The organism is Vibrio sp. VPAP30 (assembly GCF_001188205.1).
GTDB lineage: Bacteria > Pseudomonadota > Gammaproteobacteria > Enterobacterales > Vibrionaceae > Vibrio > Vibrio bivalvicida.
This window is the reverse complement of sequence record NZ_LBLS01000019.1, coordinates 150,366-176,265: the sequence shown is the minus strand read 5'-3', so window position 1 is coordinate 176,265 and position 25,900 is coordinate 150,366. Positions and strand designations below refer to the sequence as shown.

15 protein-coding genes are annotated in these 25,900 nt (G+C 44.5%); 10 read left to right on the top strand and 5 right to left on the bottom strand.

Annotated features, from left to right (window positions below; all coding sequences use genetic code 11):
* Positions 1-467: 467 nt before the first annotated feature.
* The 5 genes from ZX61_RS08555 to ZX61_RS08535 form a co-directional block, all read right to left on the bottom strand.
* Positions 468-1,397 carry an immunity 49 family protein gene (locus tag ZX61_RS08555; RefSeq protein WP_049844248.1) on the bottom strand — a complete coding sequence of 310 codons (930 nt, stop codon included), beginning with the start codon at positions 1,395-1,397 and terminating at the stop codon, positions 468-470.
* Entirely contained in the window at positions 1,390-5,418 is a 4,029-nt protein-coding gene (locus ZX61_RS08550) for a DUF637 domain-containing protein (RefSeq protein ID WP_049844247.1), read from the bottom strand. The genes ZX61_RS08555 and ZX61_RS08550 overlap by 8 nt, the downstream gene beginning before the upstream one ends.
* 16 nt (positions 5,419-5,434) lie before the next feature.
* Positions 5,435-7,753, bottom strand: a complete 2,319-nt coding sequence (locus ZX61_RS08545; RefSeq protein WP_049844246.1) for a two-partner secretion domain-containing protein — start codon at positions 7,751-7,753, stop codon at positions 5,435-5,437.
* Between the two features lie 302 nt (positions 7,754-8,055).
* Positions 8,056-10,653 (bottom strand): ExeM/NucH family extracellular endonuclease, encoded by a 2,598-nt coding sequence (locus tag ZX61_RS08540; protein ID WP_049844245.1) that lies wholly within the window; start codon positions 10,651-10,653, stop codon positions 8,056-8,058.
* A 351-nt stretch (positions 10,654-11,004) separates the two neighbouring features.
* Positions 11,005-11,520: an FxsA family protein gene (locus ZX61_RS08535; RefSeq protein ID WP_049844309.1), complete on the bottom strand. Its 516-nt coding sequence runs from the start codon at positions 11,518-11,520 to the stop codon at positions 11,005-11,007.
* Positions 11,521-11,837: 317 nt separating this feature from the next.
* On the opposite strand from ZX61_RS08535, the gene aspA reads away from it, so the two are divergent.
* The 10 genes from aspA to ZX61_RS08480 all read left to right on the top strand — a co-directional run bounded on the left by aspA (position 11,838) and on the right by ZX61_RS08480 (position 25,787).
* The gene (aspA, locus tag ZX61_RS08530) at positions 11,838-13,289 is read left to right on the top strand and encodes an aspartate ammonia-lyase (RefSeq protein WP_049844244.1); all 1,452 of its coding nucleotides are present in this window, start codon (positions 11,838-11,840) and stop codon (positions 13,287-13,289) included.
* 154 nt (positions 13,290-13,443) lie between these two features.
* On the top strand, positions 13,444-14,751 hold the full coding sequence (locus ZX61_RS08525; RefSeq protein WP_049844243.1) for an anaerobic C4-dicarboxylate transporter: 1,308 nt from the start codon (positions 13,444-13,446) through the stop codon (positions 14,749-14,751).
* A 482-nt stretch (positions 14,752-15,233) separates the two neighbouring features.
* Positions 15,234-16,682, top strand: a complete 1,449-nt coding sequence (locus ZX61_RS08520; protein WP_049844242.1) for a YfcC family protein — start codon at positions 15,234-15,236, stop codon at positions 16,680-16,682.
* Between the two features lie 795 nt (positions 16,683-17,477).
* Positions 17,478-18,701 carry an arginine deiminase gene (gene arcA, locus ZX61_RS08515; protein WP_049844241.1) on the top strand — a complete coding sequence of 408 codons (1,224 nt, stop codon included), beginning with the start codon at positions 17,478-17,480 and terminating at the stop codon, positions 18,699-18,701.
* 59 nt (positions 18,702-18,760) lie between these two features.
* Positions 18,761-19,672 (top strand): carbamate kinase, encoded by a 912-nt coding sequence (gene arcC, locus ZX61_RS08510; RefSeq protein ID WP_049844240.1) that lies wholly within the window; start codon positions 18,761-18,763, stop codon positions 19,670-19,672.
* A gap of 182 nt (positions 19,673-19,854) precedes the next feature.
* Positions 19,855-20,865, top strand: a complete 1,011-nt coding sequence (locus tag ZX61_RS08505; protein WP_004742778.1) for an ornithine carbamoyltransferase — start codon at positions 19,855-19,857, stop codon at positions 20,863-20,865.
* A gap of 728 nt (positions 20,866-21,593) precedes the next feature.
* On the top strand, positions 21,594-22,523 hold the full coding sequence (gene pyrB, locus ZX61_RS08495) for an aspartate carbamoyltransferase (protein ID WP_049844238.1): 930 nt from the start codon (positions 21,594-21,596) through the stop codon (positions 22,521-22,523).
* A gap of 17 nt (positions 22,524-22,540) precedes the next feature.
* A complete protein-coding gene (gene pyrI, locus ZX61_RS08490) occupies positions 22,541-23,005 on the top strand; it encodes an aspartate carbamoyltransferase regulatory subunit (protein WP_049844237.1) in 465 nt (154 codons plus the stop codon).
* 353 nt (positions 23,006-23,358) lie between these two features.
* Positions 23,359-23,847, top strand: a complete 489-nt coding sequence (locus tag ZX61_RS08485; protein ID WP_049844236.1) for an arginine repressor — start codon at positions 23,359-23,361, stop codon at positions 23,845-23,847.
* Between the two features lie 146 nt (positions 23,848-23,993).
* The gene (locus tag ZX61_RS08480) at positions 23,994-25,787 is read left to right on the top strand and encodes a protein-disulfide reductase DsbD (protein WP_049844235.1); all 1,794 of its coding nucleotides are present in this window, start codon (positions 23,994-23,996) and stop codon (positions 25,785-25,787) included.
* Positions 25,788-25,900: the final 113 nt, after the last annotated feature.

Here is a 25,900-nt window from a genome sequence, read left to right as displayed (position 1 = left end):
CGTTGATCTCAGTGAATGAATAGAGCTATTTATAGTTCAGAGTAAACTACCAATAAACACCAAGCCATAAGAAACCTTTTGTGGTACTTTTCGAACTATTAATTTCGTCACAGCTCCCTGATATAAGCCAAGCGTTCCATCCGCAGTTACAAAGTGATAAGGAAATTTTTTTACAAACAGAAGGTGATGCTTGAACATTTAAACTGAATAAAACTATAGCGATAAATATTAACAATCTCATTGAAACTACCTAAACAGTGTTGAAGATAAACAGCTATTAAATATATCTTTTCCAGAAATAACTGGAAGTTAAGCGAGAATTAATAAAAATTTGGTTAACTTGCACACTTATTATATTCCCCAAAAGCACAAAAAATATTGCTGGGCACTAATCTAATGTGATCGAAAAATTCATTATCAGAATAAATATTTCGATCACGACCGCCTAGATAACTAGAAAGTAATAGCTATAAATTGTCTAAAACGTCTTCTGCTCTCAGTCTGTGATTTGGAATATCTCCCTTAACCCACCAAAGAGGTAAGTAGTAACTCTCTACTTGCGGCTCCAAACCATAACGTTGAAACGCGAGCGACGCTAAAGCGGTTATGGGAAAAGATACCCACTGCGATGTACTCCAACCGAAACTAGGATCATCATCTGGAGCAGGTAAATCGAAGTAAGCTCGATAAGTCCGGATAGCTTGCTCTAAAGCCTGGGGGTAAGCTTCGTTTCGATCTGAAGTATACATTGATGCCACAAGTGGTATTAAAGGCACATAAAGGTGATTCGCTTCATCACGCCACAAGGGGTCGATGTATTCAGGTGCAGACATTTCGGCAGCTGTTTTAATAAGAGCAGACATATCTGCATTAGGGTTAAACATCCCTTTCATCATAGCCAGTAGTGATTTAATGAAACGATGTTCAGGATCAAACGACCACCCACCGGGTTCTGTAACAATATTTGACTCTTCAAATAACCAGATTGTTTCAAGTAACTCTTTATCACGGGTTATAAGTGCGAGACAAAATGCATTTAGCCAAGAGAAAAAGTCTCTGGAAGTTTGGTTAGTTTTCCCCTCAGCCTCAAACAGAAAGCCGGCATACTGGCACATTACCTGCCTATCAGGGTTCAGAGCAATGTTAAAACCAACTGTCATCAGTTCAGCTGCATCTTGAAGAAGCCATTGAGCCGTCGGCTTATCCCAGTCGAAACGTTGTAACTTACCAAGTAACCCTATTGCTTGATTACCTCCCATGACTGCATTTTCCGGCTTTTTTTTAATGGCAGACTGTAGATTATTATAAAAATTAATCAATTCACGGGGAAGCATAGAGTTCACTCGTTCTACATGGGTGGTATTAGGCTCAATATGATGTTGTACTTTACTATACATTGTTAAATGCCTCGTTCACCTTCTTAATTGTGATTGGGTTCGTTGAATGTATGCTACCTTTTTGGTCAAGCTTAGTTTCAATCCTGTAATATTCGATTGTTCCATGTAGACGATGCTTCTGCAAATCATCAATCGTATCAAGATAGCGCTGCAAGTCAGTTGGATTGGCAGCTACTTGGTTTAGCGCCAAGTCATAGTCTTTTTGCATTTTAACTAAAATAGATTCGTTGTACTCAGGGTGCCCTTGCCCATACCGACTACTATTGACTACTCTACCTACTGATTCTTTGCTTGGATTCAAACCTCCTTTGGCTTCGACAAGTACAATTCTTTCATTTGCAGTTCCCCGATCGATAATATAAATACTATCAAACTGGTCATTCTTTTTATTGCTCCATGGCGGGGCTGAAAGCAGTTTATCCACTTTCCGGCCTTTGAAGAGATCATTCCTAATCATAGCTTCTGAAGTGAGCTCTCCAATTGCCTCACTTAAATCCTTCATCTGCTTTTTATATACAAGGGCCTCTAACGAGCCTTGCGGAGAGTCAATGTCCGTGATGTCCAATTGCTTCTTAGCATTTACCCTCGCCGCTACTAGCTCGTGTATATCTTTATCATGAGACTTTCCGTCAATTTCGACGCTATATTTTAGAGATTTATTTTGAGAACCAGAGAATAATGAGTAGTCAATGTCTTTACTCACTTTTTCATCGAAACTAGCGACAAAGTCAGGGGTAGAAGTGGGCTTGTCAGTGCTTTTCCAGCGGTGGCTACCTTCATCAAAATACCAACCATTGTCTCTATATCTTTCATAGTCCTGTGGTGATACACCATTTCCACGCGAAACAGAACTGCGGTAGTCATCATAATCCTTGCGGTATTTTTCACTGATTGGTTTAAGATCATCAGCAACCTTCAACTGAATACTACTATCACCATTTCTTTTCGCTGAAATGTCGTCTATAACTTTCTCGAATTGGAAAGTTAATGTCGGGTTTATATCATCAAGCGCTTTGCGTGTTAGATCGACAATTTCTTCTAGTGTTTTTACTGCAAGTTCTGTTTTCTTTAACTTCCCAAAAGATACCTCAACCAATAGATTGACCAATGCATCTTTTAAAAGAGGTTCAGGGTCCTCTTCTCCTTCTAAAATGGCCTGAATCTGCTCGACGGTATTTTTTATCTCAATGACTGTGAGAACAAACATCGTCGCTTGGAAAGCAAAATAGATTAAATGTAAAGCATTGTGCTGGGCGGCATTGCCTGCTGTGTACTCAGCAATATTGACGTCTCCACCAAAAGCGAAAACCGTTATTGCTGCTGCCAGGCGAGATATATCTACGCCGAGAGCTCTTAACCTCTCCACTTCAGCCTGAATTTCTTCTGCAGAGAACTGCCTTGAACCATCAATGAATTTTAAAGAAGTCTGTTCTATCTCTTTTCGCTGTGCTTCAATACTATCTTTATAAGTTTCAGCAACATACTCACCAACCGCTCCACCAGCAGCTCCTGAGGCACAGCCATTTTTCTGAGCAGAACTATTTCCGCCATTGGAAAGAGAAGTTAAAGTCCCTAGCCCACACCCCAGTGCAGCATGAGCAATATACTTTGTAGCAGCATCAATATCAGGTACCTTGCCATTACTATCATCAGCTGCATTACCAATATCTTCGGCCAGTTCTCTTCCTATTGTAGAAATTACAGCTGTTGACATGCTTTGTAAGAAAGCATCGCCAAAGGAATCAAGATCTTGACCATTTATTATGGTTGAAATCCCAGCACTGGTCGCTGAACGCATCACCTGTTGGATGGCTTGAGCTTCTAACCCATTTCCAGCAATCTGCAAGCCCGACAAATCTTCCAGTGCAGTTGCGGCCTCTGTTCCTTCGGCAAACAGGTTGCTGTTTATTGAGCTAAGGACTCCAGCCGTAACCATGCTGGTAGCTACTGAAGTTAATGACTCTTTTGAACCGAGTTGATTCAACGTGTCTTTTATATCGAAGCCATTCGCCAGTAGACTGCTAGACGCTTGTAAAACTAGGCTACCAAAGCCAGCATTGATAGCACTCGCCAGAGCGACATTGCTCACTGTAATAAGAGCACCAGAGCCGGCAGCACCTGCAAGAGCGAAAGCGCCAGGCCCCATAGCTACGGCCAACGCAATAGCCAAAATAGCCATTGCAGCGGGAGATAGCCCAGACTGGTCGTAATCCCATTGCTCATACACTAACTCGATGCTTTGCCAGTCGATGTCTTGTAACTCGGGGTTATTACGTAGATCTTGCATCCAAGCCAATTCTGGCGAACGCGCAAGTTCTGCTAGCGTTTGGTCTAAGTTGTTTGACCCAGCCGCTACCTGAATATTGATCCCTGTAGCCGCATCTAATAGCAGACCACCGTTGTTAATAAACTCAGAGTAATAAGCAACCTCTCGCTGGTAACCTTTTCCTGCATGGCGGAACGACAGGGCTCCTTCAAAAGATTTCTCGTAACTGTATGTTTCCAACAGCTTAGCCAGCTCAAAATCTATCGAGCCATTTTCAGCGATGATCTTTGACATGCCTTTGTTGTCTATGGTCACCGCTTCAAGTAAGACGTTGCCTTGCTTGGTCGACAGCAGCATACTCTGACCAGCTTTTAGCAATGTTCTTACTATCTCTGCTTCTGTTTTACTCTCGGCTTCACTTTCTTTAGATCCAAATAGACCACCGCCATCAGATTCAAATTTCTTATCATAAGAATTAAGATCAGCGGCACTTTTTAGGGTAATACCGTATCCAGCCAGTATCTCAAGCAGCCCCTGACTCTCTAGCTTAGCGCCCTCAATGAAGACTTGGCCTCCTGCAATCAACGACAGCGTGTCAACCGCGGATAAGCTTGTCTGCAGATTGACCAGTGATGACTCACTGTCTGACCACATAGCACCAGATTCAGCCCGCTCATTTTTAGCGCTTTGCGGAACCAAGATGATGTTACCACCCGCCTTGATGGCTAAGTCACCTTGAGCAGAAAACTCCCCTCCATGGCTGATAACATCACCCGAGGTATGAATAGTTAAATCGCCTAGAGACTTAATTGATGCAAGCTGGCGAAATGTTTCTGAAAAGCCATGCCCATAGTCCGTTCTGGTGACCAGAGTGTCATTAGTTAGCTTATTCGCTATCAACGTCACGTCATCGCCAGATATCGTACCGGATAAGTTTTTTAGCTCACGTCCTGTACGAATTGTGAATTTATTCCCATTTATCGTACCTTGTGTATTGATAAAATCTTGCTCTACATCAATCAGTGCGCTGTGTTTGAATTCAACTCGACCTCCATTCACAACAAACGTTTCTGTTTTAATATCTGCGCTATTGGCGGAGAACGTCGATTCAATGATTTTCTGAGCATTAACGGTCTTGTCCGTTAAATACACAAATGGCACTAAATACTGCTGACCACCAATTGTTCTCAATTCAGGCCAAACAATATCTTTACTTAAGTTGTCTATTTGGCTTTTTGTTAACTGCTGGCCTAAACGATAGCCATTCGTTGCAGCCACCTCTGCAGCATTTTCATACAAACGCTTGGTTTGTTCGTTATAACTTGAGTATCCAGGTGCGCTAATCCAGCTTTTGTTGAGAATCTGAGCAATTTGATGTCGAATGACACCACGTTCAACATATGGAGAGCCAAATCGAGTTGCAATGGCATCTATCGACGGTGCTTGTTGAGTGGTTGCATCATATCCGGGAAGTAGCTGGGGATGCCCCTCACTCAATAGACCGAAGAAGTAGGTAAAACCATCAAAGATACCCAGTTCGTCACTTTCTAATGCCCCTCGATGCAGATAGCTTTTTACAGACTGCTGCAGTTCGTAACGAGGTGAGGCCGATATCGCACTTTGAATGTTTTCTAATGTGACACTGGTCTTAGCCGATGCATAAACAGGGAAAGAGATATGAGTGGCGAGCACAGCAGTTAATACGCTGGATGTCACTTTTTGCCACAATGGTGCATCTATTCTATTTTTAATCATTTTTGCCAACTGCTATTTATTCTTTAAAATTTGGATTTGGGACGAAGAAAGTAATACCTGAATTTATTATTGGTATGTATTTGCTTGGTTTACTTGGTTCAGTAGGTGTGACCCTGGGTATGTATGACGTCGCATAAGGGCCAAATGTAATGTCTTGCATTAGAACTCGTGATGTTCCAAAGCCTTGATGTATATGACCGTCTACATAGAAGACAAACGGAAACTCAGCAATTTCTGCATTTTTAGTAAGTTCAGTCTTTGAAGTTGTCCAACGTTCTGTTTTCCTTCTAAAACACTTCCTAAATATGCGTCTAGTACAATAGGTTCTAGAATGATGTGTTACCGTAGTCTTAAACCAGATTTCTCTGAGACTTAGGCCCTCCATCCATACATTCGAAACATTACCAACGATATCGTTTCTAACCTCAACGGCACTATGTTCATTATTCAAACTATCTGCTTTTAGGATTAAGTTTGCCCCAGTATTAATATGTGCAGGAGGTGAAAGCTTCTTTATGTATTGCTTATGTCTCCAATCATTGTTTTTGTAACAGTCATACCAAGGGTGACCAGGCTGAGCGACTTGGCCAGGCGGTACACTACTACATGCCTTTCTAGAGTATGTGTCAGCCCATATATAGTATCTTTCGTTATCAATGACAGGGGCATGGATTATCGTATTGCCAGTCCAAGACTCAGCAATAGCTGACATATTCCAAAAGCGGTAACCTAAGCGAAGATCAAGAGTAGACTCGGCAGAAACTATTACTTGACCACTCTTGTTAGCATCCAGCTGAGCTTTTCTCATGAAGAAACCTGCTCGTGTCACTTCATACGGATTCGCATTGATAAAATCGTTCGCCTCCACCTTGATGTTCTGCCCAAGGATGTAAGCCTCCAATGTATCTACATCAACCTTCTCCATTGAACTCGGAGGTGGAGGAACCGCAAGCTTACCCCCAACTTTGATATCTGGAGCCGTATTACGACTGTAAGCTGAAGCTGAAGCTGAAAACGTACCTTGTTTAGGAACCAAACGATAAGGGTATAACGAACCATTCGTCACCTTTCGCTCTGACTTAAGATGGATGTTCTCGCCCAGTAATACCCCACCAAACTGGTTGTTGACCGAGTGCTTACCATTGATGTAAATATCTCGGGAAGCCTCAATATCCCCTTCATTAACCACCTGATTCGCTGAAAGGTAAGCCCCCTCTGCCGCTATCACACCGGTATTCTTCACCAGCCCTACAGCGGCAATGTCTACTTCGGCACCGCGAATGTTATCTAACAGGAACTCACCTTGCCCACCCATTGGTATGATGTAGACGTTATTCGTTGACTCCACTTCTACTTTGTTCGCGGCGATGATTTGGTCTAGTAAGGTGATGTTACCATTCGATTTCACCGTCACCGATTCCAAAGGAACAATACTCTGGTTGTTATAACGACCGACATAACTCCACGCACCATTCGCTACGATTTGACCATCAATAGAGATATCGCCATTTGCGTACGTTGACTCTAAATGTAAATTACCGACCTTGATGTCTGCATTATCAGTCAATATCAAGGCATTACCTGTGTATGCTCCAAACGATACATCCGACTGACGGTCGTGGTAGCGAAACGCGTTATCACCCACAATGATTTGAACATCACCGTTCGAAACTTCTAAGTTACCCGCCGCATCAATCTCTTTGACTTCTTGATTGGCCCGTGTGACCACACGACCTTTCATATTAGTGTCTAACTTGCCATCTACGGTCACTTGACCTGCTGCAATATCAAGTAAACTGGCTTCTCTTGACGTTAAACCTTGACCATTGATGGTCACCTTACCCGATGACGTCAGCTTAATGCTTTTAAGCTCACCAGACTCATAAACCCCTTCCCCTGTCGCGATTGTTACTCGCTCAGTATTCACAAAAGAACAACCACTACAATCCACGCCTTTTGGTGCCAAGAGGACAATGTCCGCTGCTCGACCTTCGACACGTATCTCTTTTATCGAAGCCACTTTGTTCTTATCTAATGCCAGAACAATAGCTTGCGCCGGCGCTCCTGCAAGCTTTGGGTTCATGACATAAGAGTTAGTCAACACCAGCGATTTGCCACGAGTATCAAGTCCACTCAAACTGTTAATCGAGTACCCTTGCTCATTCGCCTTGGCTATATTCAAAAGATATTTACTGGAAGAAGAGACCACCGAGGGTTTATCAGCACCACTACCTAAGGCAGGTACTGATACTTCTGCGGAAACGTTAAAGATGCTAAGACCAAAAAAGACAGGTGCGGAAGCTATCAGAGCTCTCGACCACAATGCCTTTTCCATGAAGGGAGATCGTTTAGATTGAGTTTTCATTTGCCAATTTTTCGTTGTTTATTATGACTGGCTTCGCCAGAGTCAATGTACTTGCAAGTAACGGTCTTCATTGAAGAAAAAAGACATTTTATAAATCTCACGGAATGTACATTCAATTTATATAAGTGCAAGTTATCACTTCAATCGATATGATAATGATCACAATATAATTAAAGTAAAAAACAGAAAAATCATGAAATTAATTGGAATGCCATAACGTAAAAAAGGCAGATGATTACTCACCTGCCCTTTGGTTTGCTGTTGTTGAGGTATTAGTTACGACGACGCCATAACGCCAGGCCGAACAGAGACATCATTGCGCCGAAGCCGAATGAACCTGCCATATTTAGCTCTAGAACTGCTGGATCGTGGTCAGAAGAACGGAAGTGATCTTGGTACTTAGGTAGGTCACCTTTGTACTCATCGTTGTAATCAAACAACGTCGATTCGCCACCGTTGATGTGCCAATCTGTTGCGTCAACGAAGTGCTTCTCTAGACTTGGGCTGATCAATAGGTGGTCAAGTGCGCCCACTTCATCATTGAACGAGTAGCTCCAGCTGTTTGGATGCGCTTTTGCCACCGCGTTGATGTAGCCGTAGTTGTGATTAATCACCGCACCATCATCACCGTACTGGGCTTCACTACCGATGTATGTGTTACGCGCTGCTTTGATTGTCTTACCGTACTTATCTTGGCTGTAGTCAGTCAGAACAAGCATTGGATCTTCCATGCCGTACGAGTTCATATCACCCAAGATAACTTTATGACCTTTAATCTCTTTCAGTGCATCACCCAGTGCTACTGCCGCTGCAACGCGGAAGTTTTCACATGAGCCTTGCTTGTCTAGGTCTTGACCACCCTGACCGCCTTGCTCAACCGGTGCTGCATCTTCCCAACATTTCGAACCTTTTGATTTAAAGTGGTTAATCGCCACTGTGATCTTCTCTTTGGTTCCTTTTACTTTAAAGGTTGGTGCAAGAGAATCACGTTGGTAGTTCTTACCGTCTTCAATCACTTTACCGTTTTCATCAAGCACTTCAGGTGCTTGCTGACTTGGCATGGCGATAACGCGAGATTCTTTTAGCTTAACCACTTTAGAACGGTAGATAACACCTGTTGTGATAACGTCGGTACCTATGTAGTCATTTTCATCTGTCACTTTATCGCCATTGCTGTCGATAGCGACGATGTCGTAACGATCTCTCTTATTTTCAATACGTGCGTTTAGCTGATCAACAAGCTGACGAATCGCACCGCTTTCACCAAAGCCGTTGTTTTCGATTTCCATCAGGCCAATGATGTCAGCGTCTAGACGAAGAATCGCATTAACGATCTTCGCTTGCTGCACTTCAAACTCTTCGTAGCTGTTCGCCCCACGGTTGTTACCATGTGGGTTAGTGTCACCACCAAACGGCGAGTTGAAGTAGTTCAAGACGTTGAAAGTCGCGATACGTAGATCGCCTTCTTTCATATCGATATCTTGTGTACGTGGGTCGTTACGTATGAAGCTTTCACTGGTTAACGTATTGGTCGGGATCAAACGGTAATCGCCGTAGCTGTAGGTGATCACACCTTCTAGACCAACAATCGTATCGTCAACGCGGATGTAATCTTCTGTCGAGCCATCTTGGTCTGCGTCAGTACGGCCAAAGTCTGGGTAGTAAGGGATAGAGCCGTTTGGCGCTTTGGCATCTGATTCTACATATAGACGACGCTCTGCATTTTCGATGCTCTGCTGCTTCGCCTGCTCTGAACCTGCGGCAAAGTTTTGGTTTGGCTGCATGCTGATACGACCTTGCGCCAATACCATGTTGTTACGACGCGCGGCATAGTCGTAGCCGAAAGTACGAGTAACACGCATATCGAGCGCTTCAGTTGTTCTGACTAACATACCTTCGTAACGCTCTAATGTGCGATCGAAGTTTTTGTCTGTTGGCAGGATCTCGATATCTGTTGCTGTTGGCGCTGCTTGCTCGCCTTGCTTAACCCAGTTGTTGTTCTCTGCTTTTAGCTGAGTGTGGCTATAGTATTCTTGTACCTTGCCTTTGACACACACTACGTCGCCTGGTTTTAGCTCTGAGCTTGACTGGTTAGTGTGAACAAACAAACCTTCTGAAGTCTGTGGGTTGTGATCATCAGTTAGTGCCTGCAGGTAGAATCCTTTTGTCAGGCCTGTAGTTACTGCACTAACCACACCTTTAACAAAGAAGTCTTCGTCTGTGATGTATGGGTAGCCATTAATAAATGGAGAAGTATCGCCTTCACCTTGAATTTCTTGAATAGAGGTAAAGGTTGGTGTTGCGCCGTCTTGAGTACAAGTGAATGGTTCCGGAGCTGTGCCACCATCTAATGTACCTAGACCTTCGATGCTGTCTTTCGGCAGTGAAGACCACTGTGCAGCATTATGTGCAGCAGACGGCGTCATCGCATCTGAGTTGCGTACTAAAGTAGTATCTTTAGCAAAATCAGAGCCACCCATGTCACCCAACAGATCATGCACACTGCCATCTTTTAGCAGTGCCATTGGGTCATTGCCATTGAAGCCAGTTACTGAACCATTAAGGATGTCCGCAACCGCTTTAATGTCATCGCTGGCACTAGTATGAGCAACAACCAGTACACTCTTAGCTGCAAGTACCTGGCCGTTAAGTGAAAGTTTGCTGCCCCACTCACCATTACCATTGGTTGATTTCGCTAATTCGTAACCGTCAAGAGAGACAGAAGCATCACCAGTGTTAGCAATTTCAATCGCTTTGTTATTGCTGCCACCTTCTACATACTGAGAAATAATAATGTCTGCCATTGCTGGAGAAGACAGAGCACCTGCTACCACTGCGGCTAGTAGCGTTGGGGTTAGTTTTTGTTTCATGTTATCCACCATGCATCGCTTTCAAATGTTGAACCACAACTAGAAAGCGTGTTCCAAATCACTTTTTTCGTGACTACTTATAAATAAATCATGTCCAGTGTTGATGTTTTTTATGAAACTAAAAATTACATTCAGTGACAGTGAGATTTTGATCTCATAGACATGATGAATAATTGAAGCGCCGTCAAATTTTCAACACATGGTGATAACAGAAGTTTCAACTTTGAGACAAGAAGGTTGAATTATTTAAGTTTTTGCTAATAAATAGAGTAACTACTTTAGAGGCTTTCTCTGTTTCGCTGACACAAAAAAGGCGCTGTATTAGCGCCTTTAGCAAAACAGTAGAACGAATTAGTTGAGTCGGTTCTGGTCATCGTCATCTTTACGTTCATATTCCCCTTCAAATGTTGACCCTTGCTTAGAGTCACCTTTATGGAAAGGACCTTGTTCAAATGGGTTGTGACCAAATTGGTCGCCATGAAAACCGCCTTGGAATCCACCACCAACCGATTTCACCACCATTTTGCTCATTAAGTACTTGGCGATCACCGCCCTAGGCGCAGGAAGCAAAACCAGCATACCCAGTGCATCAGTCATAAAGCCCGGTGTTAACAGCAGCACACCTGCGACGGCAAGCATCACGCCCTCAAAAATTTGTTGCGCAGGAAGTTCACCCTGCTGAAGGCGGTTTTGTACCGACATCAATGTTTGCAGCCCTTGGCTACGCACCAAAGAGGCACCGACAAATGCCGTGATCAGCACCAAGCCGATGGTAGGCCATAAGCCCAGAAAACCACCGACTTGTATAAATAAGCCTATTTCAATAATAGGAACGAAGATAAACAGCAATAATAAGATAGGAAACACACGCCCTCCTTTGTTGAGTTCAGTGTACGTGTTCCACGGTTTTAGCTCAAATTGAAGCTGTAAAAAAACGTGATAAAACACTCAATAGACACCTACCACTAAAGGGCTATTAATAACCTATTCATATCTTGCAAAACTTTAACTCAACAAAAGCAAAAAAGGTGATCCACTTACTATTTTTATACGCTAGGTACAGTATTATGTGCCACATAAGTCAGGACGGATTATACAGCCAAAAACTCTGTCGAATGGATTCTTAGACTACAGAATGGCTATAAAGCAACTTTATTATCAGAATAAATATCTAAGGATCCTGTATGGCTACCCTAACTGAAACCTCTCAAGTGGCTAACCAAGCAACCCGTATCGAAGAAGACCTACTCGGCGAGCGCCACGTACCTGCTGACGCTTACTACGGCATTCATACTCTTCGCGCAATTGAAAACTTCAACATTTCTAACATGACCATCTCTGACGTACCTGAATTTGTACGCGGTATGGTGATGACCAAGAAAGCCGCTACGTTAGCTAACAACGAGCTAGGTGTTATCCCTAAAGATGTGGCGAACTACATCATCGAAGCGTGTGATTTGATCCTTGAAACAGGTAAGTGCATGGATCAGTTCCCATCAGACGTATTCCAAGGTGGTGCGGGTACTTCAGTCAACATGAACACCAACGAAGTGATCGCTAACGTTGCACTTGAACTAATGGGTAAAGAAAAAGGTCAGTACGAATTCATTAACCCGAATGACCACGTCAACAAGAGCCAATCGACTAACTGTGCATACCCTACGGGTTTCCGTATTGCGGTATACAACAGCGTAGCAAAACTGATTGAAGCAATTGAGTACCTGAAAGGCGCCTTTGAACTTAAGAGCCAAGAGTTTAAAGATGTATTGAAGATGGGTCGTACTCAGCTTCAAGACGCTGTGCCAATGACAGTCGGTCAAGAGTTCCACGCTTGGGCAGTCACCCTAAACGAAGAGATTCGTGCTCTTGAGTACACATCAAAACTACTACTAGAGATCAACCTAGGCGCAACAGCAATCGGCACTGGCCTGAATGCAGCACAAGGTTACCAGGCAGCAGCAGTGAAGCACCTAGCGCAAGTAACAGGTCTAGAAGTGGTTCCTGCAGAAGACTTGATCGAAGCAACGTCTGACTGTGGTGCTTACGTAATGACGCACGGAGCACTAAAACGCCTAGCGGTTAAACTGTCTAAGATCTGTAATGACCTACGTCTACTTTCATCTGGCCCTCGCTCAGGCCTTAACGAGCTGAATTTACCAGAGCTTCAGGCTGGCTCTTCTATCATGCCAGCGAAAGTAAACCCAGTTGTTCCAGAAGTGGTGAACCAAGTCTGTTTCAAAGTACTGGGTAACGACAACACTATCTCGTTTGCAGCTGAAGGCGGTCAGCTACAGCTAAACGTGATGGAGCCTGTGATTGCACAAAGTATGTTTGAGTCAATCACGATCCTATCAAATGCGTGTGTCAACCTACGTGACAAATGTATCGATGGCATTACGGTCAATAAAGAGACTTGCGAAAACTATGTTTACAACTCTATTGGTATCGTCACTTATCTAAATCCATACATCGGTCACCACGAAGGTGACATCGTTGGTAAGATCTGTGCAGAAACCGGCAAGAGTGTTCGCGAAGTTGTTCTAGAACGCGGTCTGCTAACCGAAGAAGAGCTTGATGAAATTCTTTGTGTAGAAAACTTTATGCACCCAACGTATAAAGCAAAACGCTACGAATAATCGCAGTAAGAAAGGGCTCTTCGGAGCCCTTTTTTGGCACTTAATACGGTTAACCACAATTTTATCAAGGTCTCTCTTCATTCCTATTATCTAACTATTTAGACGCTGAATGGTTAGATAATCAGAATCAAAATAAACTTTATGAGGTATCAATATGGTGGCAGTCGAACTCTTTGTCGTTCTGCTCTTTATCTATTTAGGAGCAAGAATCGGTGGTATTGGGATTGGTTTAGCAGGTGGTGCGGGTGTTATTGCACTGTCTTTGGTACTTGGTGTACCAACTAGCCAAGCTTTTATTCCGGTAGACGTTATTCTTATCATTATGTCGGTCATTACCGCAATTGCAGCCATGCAGGTTGCCGGAGGTATGGACTGGCTAGTACAAGTGGCTGAAAACTTTTTGCGTAAACACCCTGAGCGCATCACCTTTTATGCGCCGATTGTGACTTTCTTAATGACGCTAATGGCAGGTACAGGACACACCGCGTTCTCGACCCTGCCTGTTATCGCTGAAGTAGCCAAAGGCCAAGGGGTTCGTCCATCACGTCCGCTGTCTATTGCTGTTGTTGCTTCACAAATCGCGATTACCGCTTCACCAATTTCAGCAGCCGTTGTTGCGTTTGCGGCCATGCTAGCGCCTATGGGTGTTGACTACTTAACTCTATTAGCAGTATGTATTCCAACGACTTTCATCGCATGTATGGTTGGCGCATTCGTGGCTAACTTTATGGGCAGCGAACTGAAAGATGATCCTATCTATCAAGAACGTCTGGAAAAAGGTCTCATCAAGCTAGCAACAGAGACTAAGCGCGAAATTCTGCCAACAGCGAAAACTGCGACTTACATCTTCCTTGCAGCTATTGGCTTTGTTGTCTGCTACGCAGCGGCAATTTCAGGTTCGGTTGGCTTAATCAAAGATCCTGCACTGGGTCGAAATGAAGCCATTATGACTGTGATGCTAGCAGCGGCGGCAGCTATCGTTCTCGTGACTAAGATTGATGCATCTAAGATCCCTTCAGCGGCAACCTTCCGCTCTGGTATGACAGCGTGTGTATGTGTACTCGGTGTCGCTTGGCTGGGTTCAACTTTTGTTAACGCACACGTAGACGGTATTAAAGAGGTAGCAGGAGCACTACTTTCAGATTACCCATGGATGCTAGCTATGGTTCTGTTCTTTGCGTCAATGCTACTGTACTCACAAGGGGCAACCACAGTCGCACTGATGCCAGCTGCACTTGCTATTGGTGTTGCACCACTGACAGCTGTCGCCTCTTTCGCGGCGGTAAGTGCTCTGTTCGTGCTTCCAACCTACCCTACATTGCTAGCAGCAGTAGAAATGGATGACACTGGCTCTACACGCATTGGCAAGTATGTTTTCAACCATCCGTTCTTTATTCCTGGCGTAGTGACTATCTCTTCTGCGGTCGCACTAGGCTTTACATTTGGTGGTTTATTCATCTAATAACCGCATTAAAAATAAGGGAGCTTCGGCTCCCTTTTTTATTTTATCTCGTGTAAAAAAACCCAGCTCACATTTTAAGTTTGACATTAATCAAGAAAGTGTTCAAAAACTCTTTGTGCATTTTAATCCCAACGTTTGAATAAAATTCCGGTCAAATTTTTTCTATCTCATCACAGCCTGCATGCTCATAACTCCAACCCATTTTTTAAGAATATTAATCCGCCCAATTCAAACAATTAGTCGTTCTAATTTAGCATTAGAAAAATAGTGCTTTTTTTTGTCGATTTATTTTGTGAAGATCACCAAAGTTAGTAATAGAAACTGCTCTTAAAATAACGTCAAAGGGCAGATTTGACAGTGAAGCCCAGTTTATAAACCAAATACCAATAACTTACCCTACATAAGTTATTTAATTATTAATAACTATTAGTCGCTGATTCACTTTTATTTATCGGTATATAAATAAAAGTAAGGAGATAGCCATGACAACCCAGACTGTACCGACCGAAGAAAAAAAAGGCGGCTTCTTTGCCAACTTTAAGTTCCCTTCCGCATATACGATTCTTTTTGTTTTAATCGCACTGGTTGCGCTGCTGACTTGGATTGTTCCAGCTGGTCAGTACGACCGCGTAATGAACGAAGACCTTGGACGTGAAGTGCCTGTCACAGGTACCTACCAAGCAGTTGATGGCAACCCACAAGGTGTTATTGATGTTCTTCTTGCGCCAATTGATGGCTTCTATGACCACAATAGCTACGAAGCTGCGGCGATCGACGTTTCTCTTTTCATCCTAATCATTGGTGGCTTCTTAGGGCTAGTAACTAAAACAGGGGCAATTGACGCCGGTATCGAGCGCGTTACTCATCGTCTCGAAGGACGAGAAGAGATGATGATACCGATCCTGATGGCACTGTTTGCCGCAGGCGGTACTGTCTATGGCATGGCTGAAGAATCGTTACCATTCTACACCCTACTTGTTCCTGTAATGATGGCAGCGCGCTTTGACCCTGTCGTTGCAGCGGCAACCGTATTACTTGGCGCGGGTATTGGTTGTTTAGGTTCGACTATCAACCCATTCGCAACAGTCATCGCTGCAAACGCATCAGGCATTCCATTTACAGAAGGCATCGCTCTACGCTTAATCATGCTAGTAGCAGGCTGGGCTATCTGTGTTGCTTATGTAATGCGCTACGCTCGCATGGTACGCCAAGATCAGTCGAAATCGATTGTGTACGACAAGTACGAAGAAAACAAAGCACATTTCTTAGGCAATCAGTCTGACGAAGGCCTTGAGTTCACAACCACTCGCAAAGCAATCCTTGCTATTTTTGGTGGCTCGTTTGGTGTGATGATCTACGGTGTATCTGTTGCAGGTTGGTGGATGGCCGAGATCTCTGCCATGTTCCTAGCGGCAACCATCATTGTCGGTATCGTGGCTCGTATGAGTGAAGAAGAGTTCACTAGCAGCTTTATCGACGGTGCTCGCGACCTACTTGGTGTTGCATTAATCATTGGTATCGCACGTGGTATCGTCGTGGTAATGGACCGCGGTATGATCACTGACACCATCTTGTTCTCTGCAGAGCAAATGGTCACAGGTCTATCGTCTGTCGTGTTCATTAATGTGATGTTCTTCTTAGAGATTCTACTGTCGTTCCTAGTACCTTCAACATCTGGTCTAGCGGTGCTTACTATGCCAATCATGGCACCACTTGCTGACTTTGCTGGCGTAGGTCGTGATCTAGTCATCACTGCTTACCAATCAGCTTCTGGCCTAGTGAACCTAATTACTCCAACCTCAGCAGTGGTAATGGGTGGCTTGGCTATCGCTAAAGTCCCGTATGTACGCTGGGTGAAATGGGTAGCGCCATTGCTAGCAATTCTGACTCTGTTCTGCGTTGTTGTACTAAGTATTGGTGCGCTAATCTAATCCACAGACTTCTTTTCCTTACCCTGGCTCACAGGAAGTGAGCCGCCCTCAAAGCCGCCTTAGTGCGGCTTTTCTTTTGAGAGACCAGAAACGAGAAACGAGAAACGAGAAACGAGAAACGAGAATATTTTACTTTTACTCCTATAGCCTGCCAACACTATCAAAATTAAAGGCTCCATCCCAAACCACTCACATTCCTCTCGCAGGGCGAAGCCCGTTCCCGCAGCGAAGCGATCTAAAAGACGAAGTCTGCTCTCAATTCAATTATTTGAATTAGAAAAAGTACCCCTACCTATAAAATATATTTGTTAAATAAATTCCCTCCTGTTAAAACCTGCCAAATATTAATATGTGATCGATACAACAATTATTGCCAAATATTTTGTTATAAAAGGTTTAATTCGCACCTCAAAAGCAATTATCTAGAACGATTCGTTGCATACTTCCGCTTTATTCAACTTATTACTATCAAATTTTAATTGCATATTCTTCCTACTAATTAATGTTTATCAAGCATCTTGGATATTTCCCTGCATAAAGTTCCAACCTTAGTGGCTAATTAGGGATGTTACAGGGCAATAACAACTGCATAGATATTGTTAAAACCCTTGTAGAACAAGGCTTAGGGCATAAAAATCGAACTGTGATTGACCTCTAAGATTCCCCCGCTAACAGGCGTAATATGGGCTCCAGAAACAAAATAAGTGAATAAATAAATTCACGCTTCTATTCCCTACAAATTAAATATTAGTTTTTAAATATTAAGACTAATTAAAATATAAGAGAGATACGATCATGAGTAAGTTATACGTAGGTTCTGAAATCGGTCAATTACGTCGCGTTCTTGTTCACCGCCCTAGACGAGCTCTGACTCACCTGACACCTTCAAACTGTCACGATCTGCTATTTGATGACGTATTGGCAGTTGAGCGTGCGGGTAAAGAGCACGACGTATTCACTCAAACATTGCGTGACCAAGGCGTAGAAGTGCTACTTCTAACAGACCTACTGGCAGACACGCTTGCTGTTCCAGAAGCAAAAGACTGGTTATTGAACCACCAAGTATCAGAATACCGCTTAGGTAAAACCTTCGCTAACGACGTACGCTGCTACCTAGGTGATCTACCAAATCTGGAGCTGGCGAAGATTCTGACTGGCGGCCTTTCTTACGCTGAAATGCCAATGAAATCGTCTTCAATGATGCAAGGTCTGCATGCACCGACTGACTTCATCATTGAGCCGCTACCAAACCATCTATTTACTCGTGACACTTCATGCTGGGTATACGGTGGTGTATCAATCAACCCAATGGCAAAACCTGCTCGTCAACGTGAAACCAACCATGTTCGCGCTATCTACCGCTGGCATCCAACTTTCGCGGGGCAAGACTTCATTAAGTACTTCGGCGATGAAGAAAACATCAACTACGACAACTCAACCATCGAAGGCGGTGACGTACTCGTTCTTGGTCGTGGCACGGTACTTATCGGTATGTCTGAGCGTACAACCGCACAGGGTGTAGAGCACTTAGCATCTGGCCTATTCAAACACGGTCAAGCGAAACAAATTATTGCAATGGAGCTACCTAAACACCGCTCTTGCATGCACTTAGATACTGTTATGACTCACATGAACGAAGATACCTTCTCGGTTTACCCAGAAGTGGTTCGTAAAGACGTGAAATGCTGGAGCCTAACAGGTGATGAATCTGGTGCGGTTAACGTGAAAGAAGAAGGCTACTTCGTAACCGCTATCGAGAAAGCACTTGGTGTCGACAAACTAAACCTAATCACAACAGGTGGTGACAACTTCCACGCAGAACGTGAGCAGTGGAACGACGCAAACAACGTACTGACTGTGAAACCAGGCGTGGTTGTCGGCTACGAAGGCAACACTTACACCAACGAGAAATACGACAAAGCGGGCATCACTGTTCTACCTATCCCAGGTGACGAGCTAGGCCGTGGTCGTGGTGGCGCTCGCTGCATGAGCTGCCCAATCGAGCGTGACGGTATTTAATTAAGTGATTAGTTGGCAGGAGCACCTTTGCTCCTGCCCCCTGCAGAGAGATTAAAGCAATGACTAAACAAACTGTAGTTGTAGCACTTGGCGGTAACGCCCTACTTCGCCGCGGCGAGCCATTAGAAGCTGAAGTTCAGCGCCAAAACATTGAGATTGCGGTTAAGACTATTTCTGAGATCGCGCAAGAGTACAACGTAGTACTTGTTCACGGTAACGGCCCACAAGTTGGCCTGCTTGCTCTACAAGGTTTGGAATACAAAAAAGTCGCTCCGTACCCACTCGATGTACTGGGCAGTGAAACTCAAGGCATGATCGGCTACATGCTGATGCAAGAGTTTAAAAACCAAATGCCTAACGTCAACGCGACTTGCATGTTGACTCAAATGACGGTTGACCCAAGCGATCCTGCATTCGTTGATCCGACTAAGCCTATCGGTCCAATTTACGAAGAAGCAGAAGCGCGTGAATTGGCAGAGAAGTACTGCTGGACAATCAAACCAGACGGCAAGCACTTCCGCCGCGTGGTACCAAGCCCACAACCGACTGGCATTATTGAACATGAAGCGATTACAGCTCTGATCGAACAAGGCCACTTGGTTATCTGTACTGGCGGTGGCGGTATTCCAGTCAAACGCGAAAACGGCAAATTAGTTGGTGTGGAAGCGGTTATCGATAAAGACATGTCTGCTGCATTCCTAGCAAAACAGCTAGACGCAGATGCGCTACTTATTCTGACTGACGCTGATGCGGTTTACCTAGATTGGGGCAAACCAACTCAACATGCTCTACGCAGCACCAACCCAAGTGAACTAGATAAGTACCAGTTTGATGCGGGCTCCATGGGGCCAAAAATCGAAGCGTCATGCGAGTTCATTAACCAAGGTGGCAAAGTGGTTGGTATTGGTTCGCTGGAAGATGGCTTACGTATTCTTCAAGGCACCGCGGGCACCAATATCACCAAAGGCTAACCGATTCGTTACTCCACAACTGGAGCGAGATTGAATAACCAGACCCTCGTTGAACTTAAGGTGTTCATATCTAGCTCCCCACTGTGGAAGCAAAAGTTATACAAACATTACTTATTTATGCGCTTTCTTACCTCTTTCCCTGCAACCAAGAGAGCGCAATCAAAACAAAGAAGGAAAACATCATGGCTTTTAACCTACGCAACCGTAACTTCCTAAAACTATTAGACTTTACTCCACGTGAAATTCAACACATGTTGGATCTATCTGCGGAACTAAAAAAAGCAAAATACAACGGCTATGAACAACCTCGCTTAAAAGGCAAAAACATTGCCCTAATCTTCGAGAAAACTTCTACTCGTACTCGTTGTGCATTTGAAGTTGCAGCATTTGACCAAGGCGCTCAAGTTTCTTACTTAGGCCCATCGGGTTCTCAAATCGGTCACAAAGAGTCAATGAAAGATACTGCTCGCGTTCTTGGTCGCATGTACGACGGCATCGAGTACCGCGGCTTTGGTCAAGAAATCGTTGAAGAGCTAGGCGCATACGCTGGTGTTCCTGTATGGAATGGCCTAACAGACGAGTTCCACCCAACGCAAATCCTAGCTGACTTCCTAACTATGATGGAACACGGCCGTGGTAAACAGCTACATGAAATGAAGTTCGCTTACCTAGGCGACGCTCGCAACAACATGGGTAACTCTCTAATGGTTGGTGCGGCGAAGATGGGTATGGACATCCGCCTAGTGGCTCCTAAAGCGTTCTGGCCAGAAGAAGAGCTAGTAGCGACTTGCCGCGAAATCGCTGAAGAAACTGGTGCAAAAATCACTCTGACTGAAGACGTACAAGAAGGCGTTCAAGGCTGTGATTACCTATACACAGACGTATGGGTATCTATGGGTGAAGCGAAAGAAGCATGGGCTGAGCGTATCAACCTAATGATGCCTTACCAAGTGAACATGGAAATGCTAAAAGCGACGGGTAACCCACATGTGAAATTCATGCACTGTCTACCTGCATTCCATGGTGAAGACACTACCGTTGGTAAGCAACTAGCGGCTGAGTACCCACAACTTAAAGATGGCGTAGAAGTAACAGATGAAGTTGTTGAGTCTAAACACTCTATCGTCTTCGATGAAGCAGAGAACCGTATGCACACTATCAAAGCAGTGATGGTAGCAACACTAGGCGACTAATATCACTCAAAGATATTAATCGCGAACACTCTATATCGCGGAAGTAATCCGTAGGTATCACGAGTGATTTGCAGGGAAATGCGGGTGGCGTTCAGAGGCTCTGAATAAAGCCCGCATTTTTTTTCATCCCGCCGACTATAAAAAAACTCACAATCACCCTCCAAGCAAGTTCTGCCAACGGCTGCGAAAAACCAATCAAAAACAGTCTATTTCGCATAAAAACCCAATTTCTGGATACTTTGCGCAAACGCTTGCGTCACGTAATTTTGTCCGTATAATCCTCCGCAATTTATAGGGTCTGTTGGCCTTTTGAGCTGATTTTTGCAGCTGTTAGTGAGCCCTTTATACAAGGCAGAGGCTTTGAAATGTAGTTGCTCTACCTGATAAGCCGATAACGCAGTAGAAAGTGCTCACAAACGCTGCCCGAAGGGTTCGGCTAAAAGCGTTTCACTCTTTGTTGAGAGGTGTTTTGCTTAGATTACTAGGCTGCAAACCTCTCGCCGCGATTGAAACGCTTTTATCTCGAACAAAATTTAACCGCAAAAGGTCAACAGACCCTAACGGAGTACAAAATGAACCAGCAAAATACAACATCTCGTTGTTACAAAACGCGCCCTGAATCAGGGACGTTAGCTGTTTTATTTTTTGTCTCCATCGATCCTTTATCAGCCTCCTATTGTTAGGGGGCTTTTTTTTGTCTGTCATCTATGAGGCGAGGAAATACAGCTATGGCGCATTCGTTATTTAACAAGCACATCATCTCCATCCCAGAGCTCAGCCGCAGCGAGCTTGAACTTATCGTCGATACTGCAGCACGCTTAAAAGCAGAGCCAAACCCAGAGCTACTAAAAAACAAAGTCGTGGCGAGTTGCTTCTTCGAGCCATCGACTCGTACCCGTTTGTCGTTTGAAACCGCCGTTGAACGTTTAGGCGGCAGCGTGATTGGCTTCGATAACGGGGGTAACACGTCTCTGGCTAAGAAAGGAGAAACCTTGGCTGACTCAGTGCAAGTCATTGCTTCATATGTTGATGCCTTTGTGATGCGCCATCCTCAAGAAGGCGCTGCGCGTTTAGCGTCTGAGTTCTCTAATGGTGTGCCAATCATTAACGGTGGCGACGGCGCAAACCAACACCCAACCCAGACTCTGCTCGACCTATTCTCTATCCACGAAACGCAAGGCACGCTTGATAACCTCAACGTTGCTTTCGTTGGTGACCTTAAATATGGCCGCACTGTGCACTCACTGACTCAAGCGCTAGCAAAATTCAGCAATGTACGTTTCTTCTTTATCGCACCGGATGCGCTGGCTATGCCTGACTACATCTGTGAAGAGTTAGAGGAAGCGGGTATCAAGTTCAGCATGCACAACAACATTGAAGAAGTGGTGCCTGAACTCGACGTGCTTTACATGACGCGAGTGCAAAAAGAACGCTTTGACGAGTCAGAGTACGCGCACATGAAGTCTGCCTTCATCCTCACAGCGGCAACACTAGAAGGTGCGCGCGACAACTTAAAGGTGCTCCATCCACTACCACGTGTTGATGAGATCACCACAGATGTCGATAAGACCAAACACGCTTACTACTTCGAGCAAGCTGAAAACGGCGTTTATGCGCGTGAAGCTCTGCTAGCCCTAGTCTTGAACGAAACTCTTTAATCTGCAGGAGAACTATCATGGTAAAAGAAACCCAACTACAAGTAGAAGCGATTCGTAACGGCTCTGTCATTGACCATATTCCTGCAAACATTGGTATTAAAGTGTTGAAGCTGTTCAAGATGCACAAGTCAAATGAACGTATTACGATTGGCTTAAATCTGCCTTCTTCAGCACTGGGAGCGAAAGACCTGATCAAGATTGAGAACATCTACTTGACCAAAGAGCAGGCTAACCAACTGGCACTTTACGCACCAAAAGCAACGGTAAATCAAATTGAAGAATACAAGGTGGTCAACAAACTAAACCTAGTACTTCCCGAGAGTATTGAAAGTGTATTTGAATGCCCGAACAGCAACTGTATCTCACACGGCGAACCGGTAGAAAGCCGCTTTAATGTGCAGCAAAAGAATGACAATGTGCAGCTAAAATGTCACTACTGTGAAAAAGTATTCTCACGCGAAATCATGACTGAAGCGCGCTAAGCACTCAGCGCTTAATCTCACTCAATTTGTTGCAAAATCAAGCTGGATATTTATTCCTAAACAGGAATAAATATCCACTTTATTTTAGAACATATCTCCGAAAAACATCCAATACAGCAGTTATTTATTTGGCGATCACCCTCACAAAGCCACATATACTTTGGTGGTATTATGATGCAAAAGAGATCAGTTTTATTCACAAGCGACTCAATCGCTACTCGCCGAACATGATCTCGCCTATATGAGTCACCAACCAGAAGTGACCGCTCAAATAGTACGGCACCTAGATGGAGTTAAGTGCTGATAGTTGCATGGACGAATCATCCCTACGTCATGTTTTTTAAGGAGTTCCCATGAGTGAAACTCTAAACCCAACCACTATTGACTACAGTGAAGACAAAACGCTAACCGCAGCATGCAAACGCCTGCTGCAGCAGCAAAGTTTTACCACTCAAAATGAGCTCCGTGAAGCCTTAGTAGATATTGGCTTTGAAGGTATCAGCCAATCTACCGTATCAAGATTGCTGTCTCAATTAGGTGTTGTGAAAGTCCAGAACGCGTGTGGCAAGAAGGTTTACTGCATCACAGTGGAAACCGCGCCCGTGCGAGTTGAGTCTTCTATCTCTTCGCAGATAGAGTTCATTACTCACAATCAGGCAATGGTGGTGGTCAAAACGCATCCGGGTAGCGCGCAACTTGTCGCTCGCCTGGTGGACATTGACCCACACACTGAAATTTTAGGTACCGTGGGGGGCAATGACACCGTACTCGTGATCCCGAAAGACACCGATAATATTGATGCTTGTGAGCGTGTTGTTCGTGCAAGATTAGGGGTTGCCTGACTCGATCTGTTCTCCTCTTAGGGCACTATCTCTGGGAGGAGGTATCGCGCAAAATTTAGATTAATTAAAGCAAGGTGAAACTTATTCCCCCTTTCCTCTGTCTGATTGAGTTAAAATGATCAAAATTTAACTTAAGTGACTCTTGTATGCGCTTCGCGTTTTCTCTTATCCTACTGTGCTTATCTGTCGTTTCAGCACCGGCTTTGGCGGTTTTTGGTAAGTCAGACTCTGCACCAAGTTTTGGCACTGGTAATAATACTTTCGTCCCTGTCGACCAAGCATTCCCATTCAACTCCTTCCAACAGGGAAATCGTCTTTTCCTCGATTGGCAAGTCAAACAAGATTACTACCTTTATCAACATCGCATTTCCGTAAGCGGTGAGAATGTCACACTGGGTGATATCAAAATGCAAGATGGCGAACCTTATAAAGATGAATTCTTTGGTGAGGTCAATATCTACACCACGCCGCTGTTTGTCGAAGTTCCGCTCGCAAACTACCAAGATGGTGCGCGTTTGATTGTTCAGTACCAAGGCTGTGCCAAAGCGGGTTTCTGTTACCCACCAGAGACGCGAGTCATTGACGTCACCAGTTTCGACTTCCAAGATTCCAACACGGTTATTTCAGCGAAACAAACGTCAACCTCTTCGAGCGTAAAGACAAGCACAACACCTGTTTCAAGCGAATCTAATCTTGCCTCTAAACTAAGTGATAATTGGTGGACACCACTGCTATTTCTAGCCTTAGGGGTTGGTCTTGCCTTTACACCATGTGTGCTGCCAATGTACCCGATTTTAACCAGTATCGTACTAGGTAGCGGCAAGCTGAGCCACAGCCGAGCCCTTGGTTTGGCCTTTATCTATGTGCAAGGCATGGCTCTGACTTATACCTTGCTAGGTCTGGTTGTTGCGTCAGCGGGCATGCAATTCCAAGCGGCCATGCAGCACCCTTATGTCTTGATTGGCTTAAGTGCACTATTTGTCGCACTCGCTCTATCGATGTTTGGCCTCTACAGCCTGCAATTACCTAGTAGCATTCAGACGTGGTTGAACAACTTAAGTAATAAACAAAAAGGCGGGAGTTCACTTGGCGTATTTGCCATGGGTGCGATCTCTGGATTGGTTTGCTCCCCTTGCACCACCGCCCCACTCTCTGGTGCGCTTCTGTACGTTGCGCAAAGTGGCGATCTACTCACCGGGGGGATTGCTCTCTATGCACTCGCACTTGGTATGGGAATTCCGCTAATGCTAGTGGCAGTGTTTGGCAATAAGCTACTGCCAAAAGCAGGGGGATGGATGGATCGCGTCAAGACTCTGTTCGGATTTGTTTTACTTGCCGCTCCTATTTTCTTGCTTGAACGCATTTTGCCGACAAGCTGGGCGACCGGGCTATGGTCAGCACTTGGGCTAGTCGCATTTGGTTGGCTGTATCATGTGAAAAACTCATTGCCCTTCGGTGGTTGGAAGCAAAGTGTGGTGGGCATCGTTGCCGTACTTGGTCTATTTGCCTCTGCTCAGCCAGCATTGAATTACTACTTTGGCAAAAACACCAGCAGCAGCGAAGTGAAACAGAGTCAAATAGAGTTTGTTCGTATCACTAACGTCGATGAACTCAATACACAGCTAGCCAATGCAAAGGCAGAGGGGAAAGCTGTGATGTTAGATTTCTATGCCGACTGGTGTGTAGCATGTAAAGAGTTCGAGAAGTACACCTTCCACCAGCCTGATGTTGAATCTCGGCTGAAAAACTTCGTGTTGCTGCAAGCAGACGTAACGCGCAATCAGCCACAAGATATCACGCTCTTGAAAGAGATGAGCGTACTAGGGCTACCAACCATTGAGTTTTGGGATGCAAAAGGAGAGCCTGTTTCAAATGCACGTATTACCGGTTTTATGAACGCAGAGACCTTCTTAAAGCATTTGGACACCCATAACCTATAAGCTTTTCAAACAGCGCCAGTGATTAACTGGCGCTCTAGTATCCAACGATTAAGTCAATTTAGGCGCACCACCAATACCAGCCAAAGTGGGCATTTGTTTGCTTTGATTGGTAT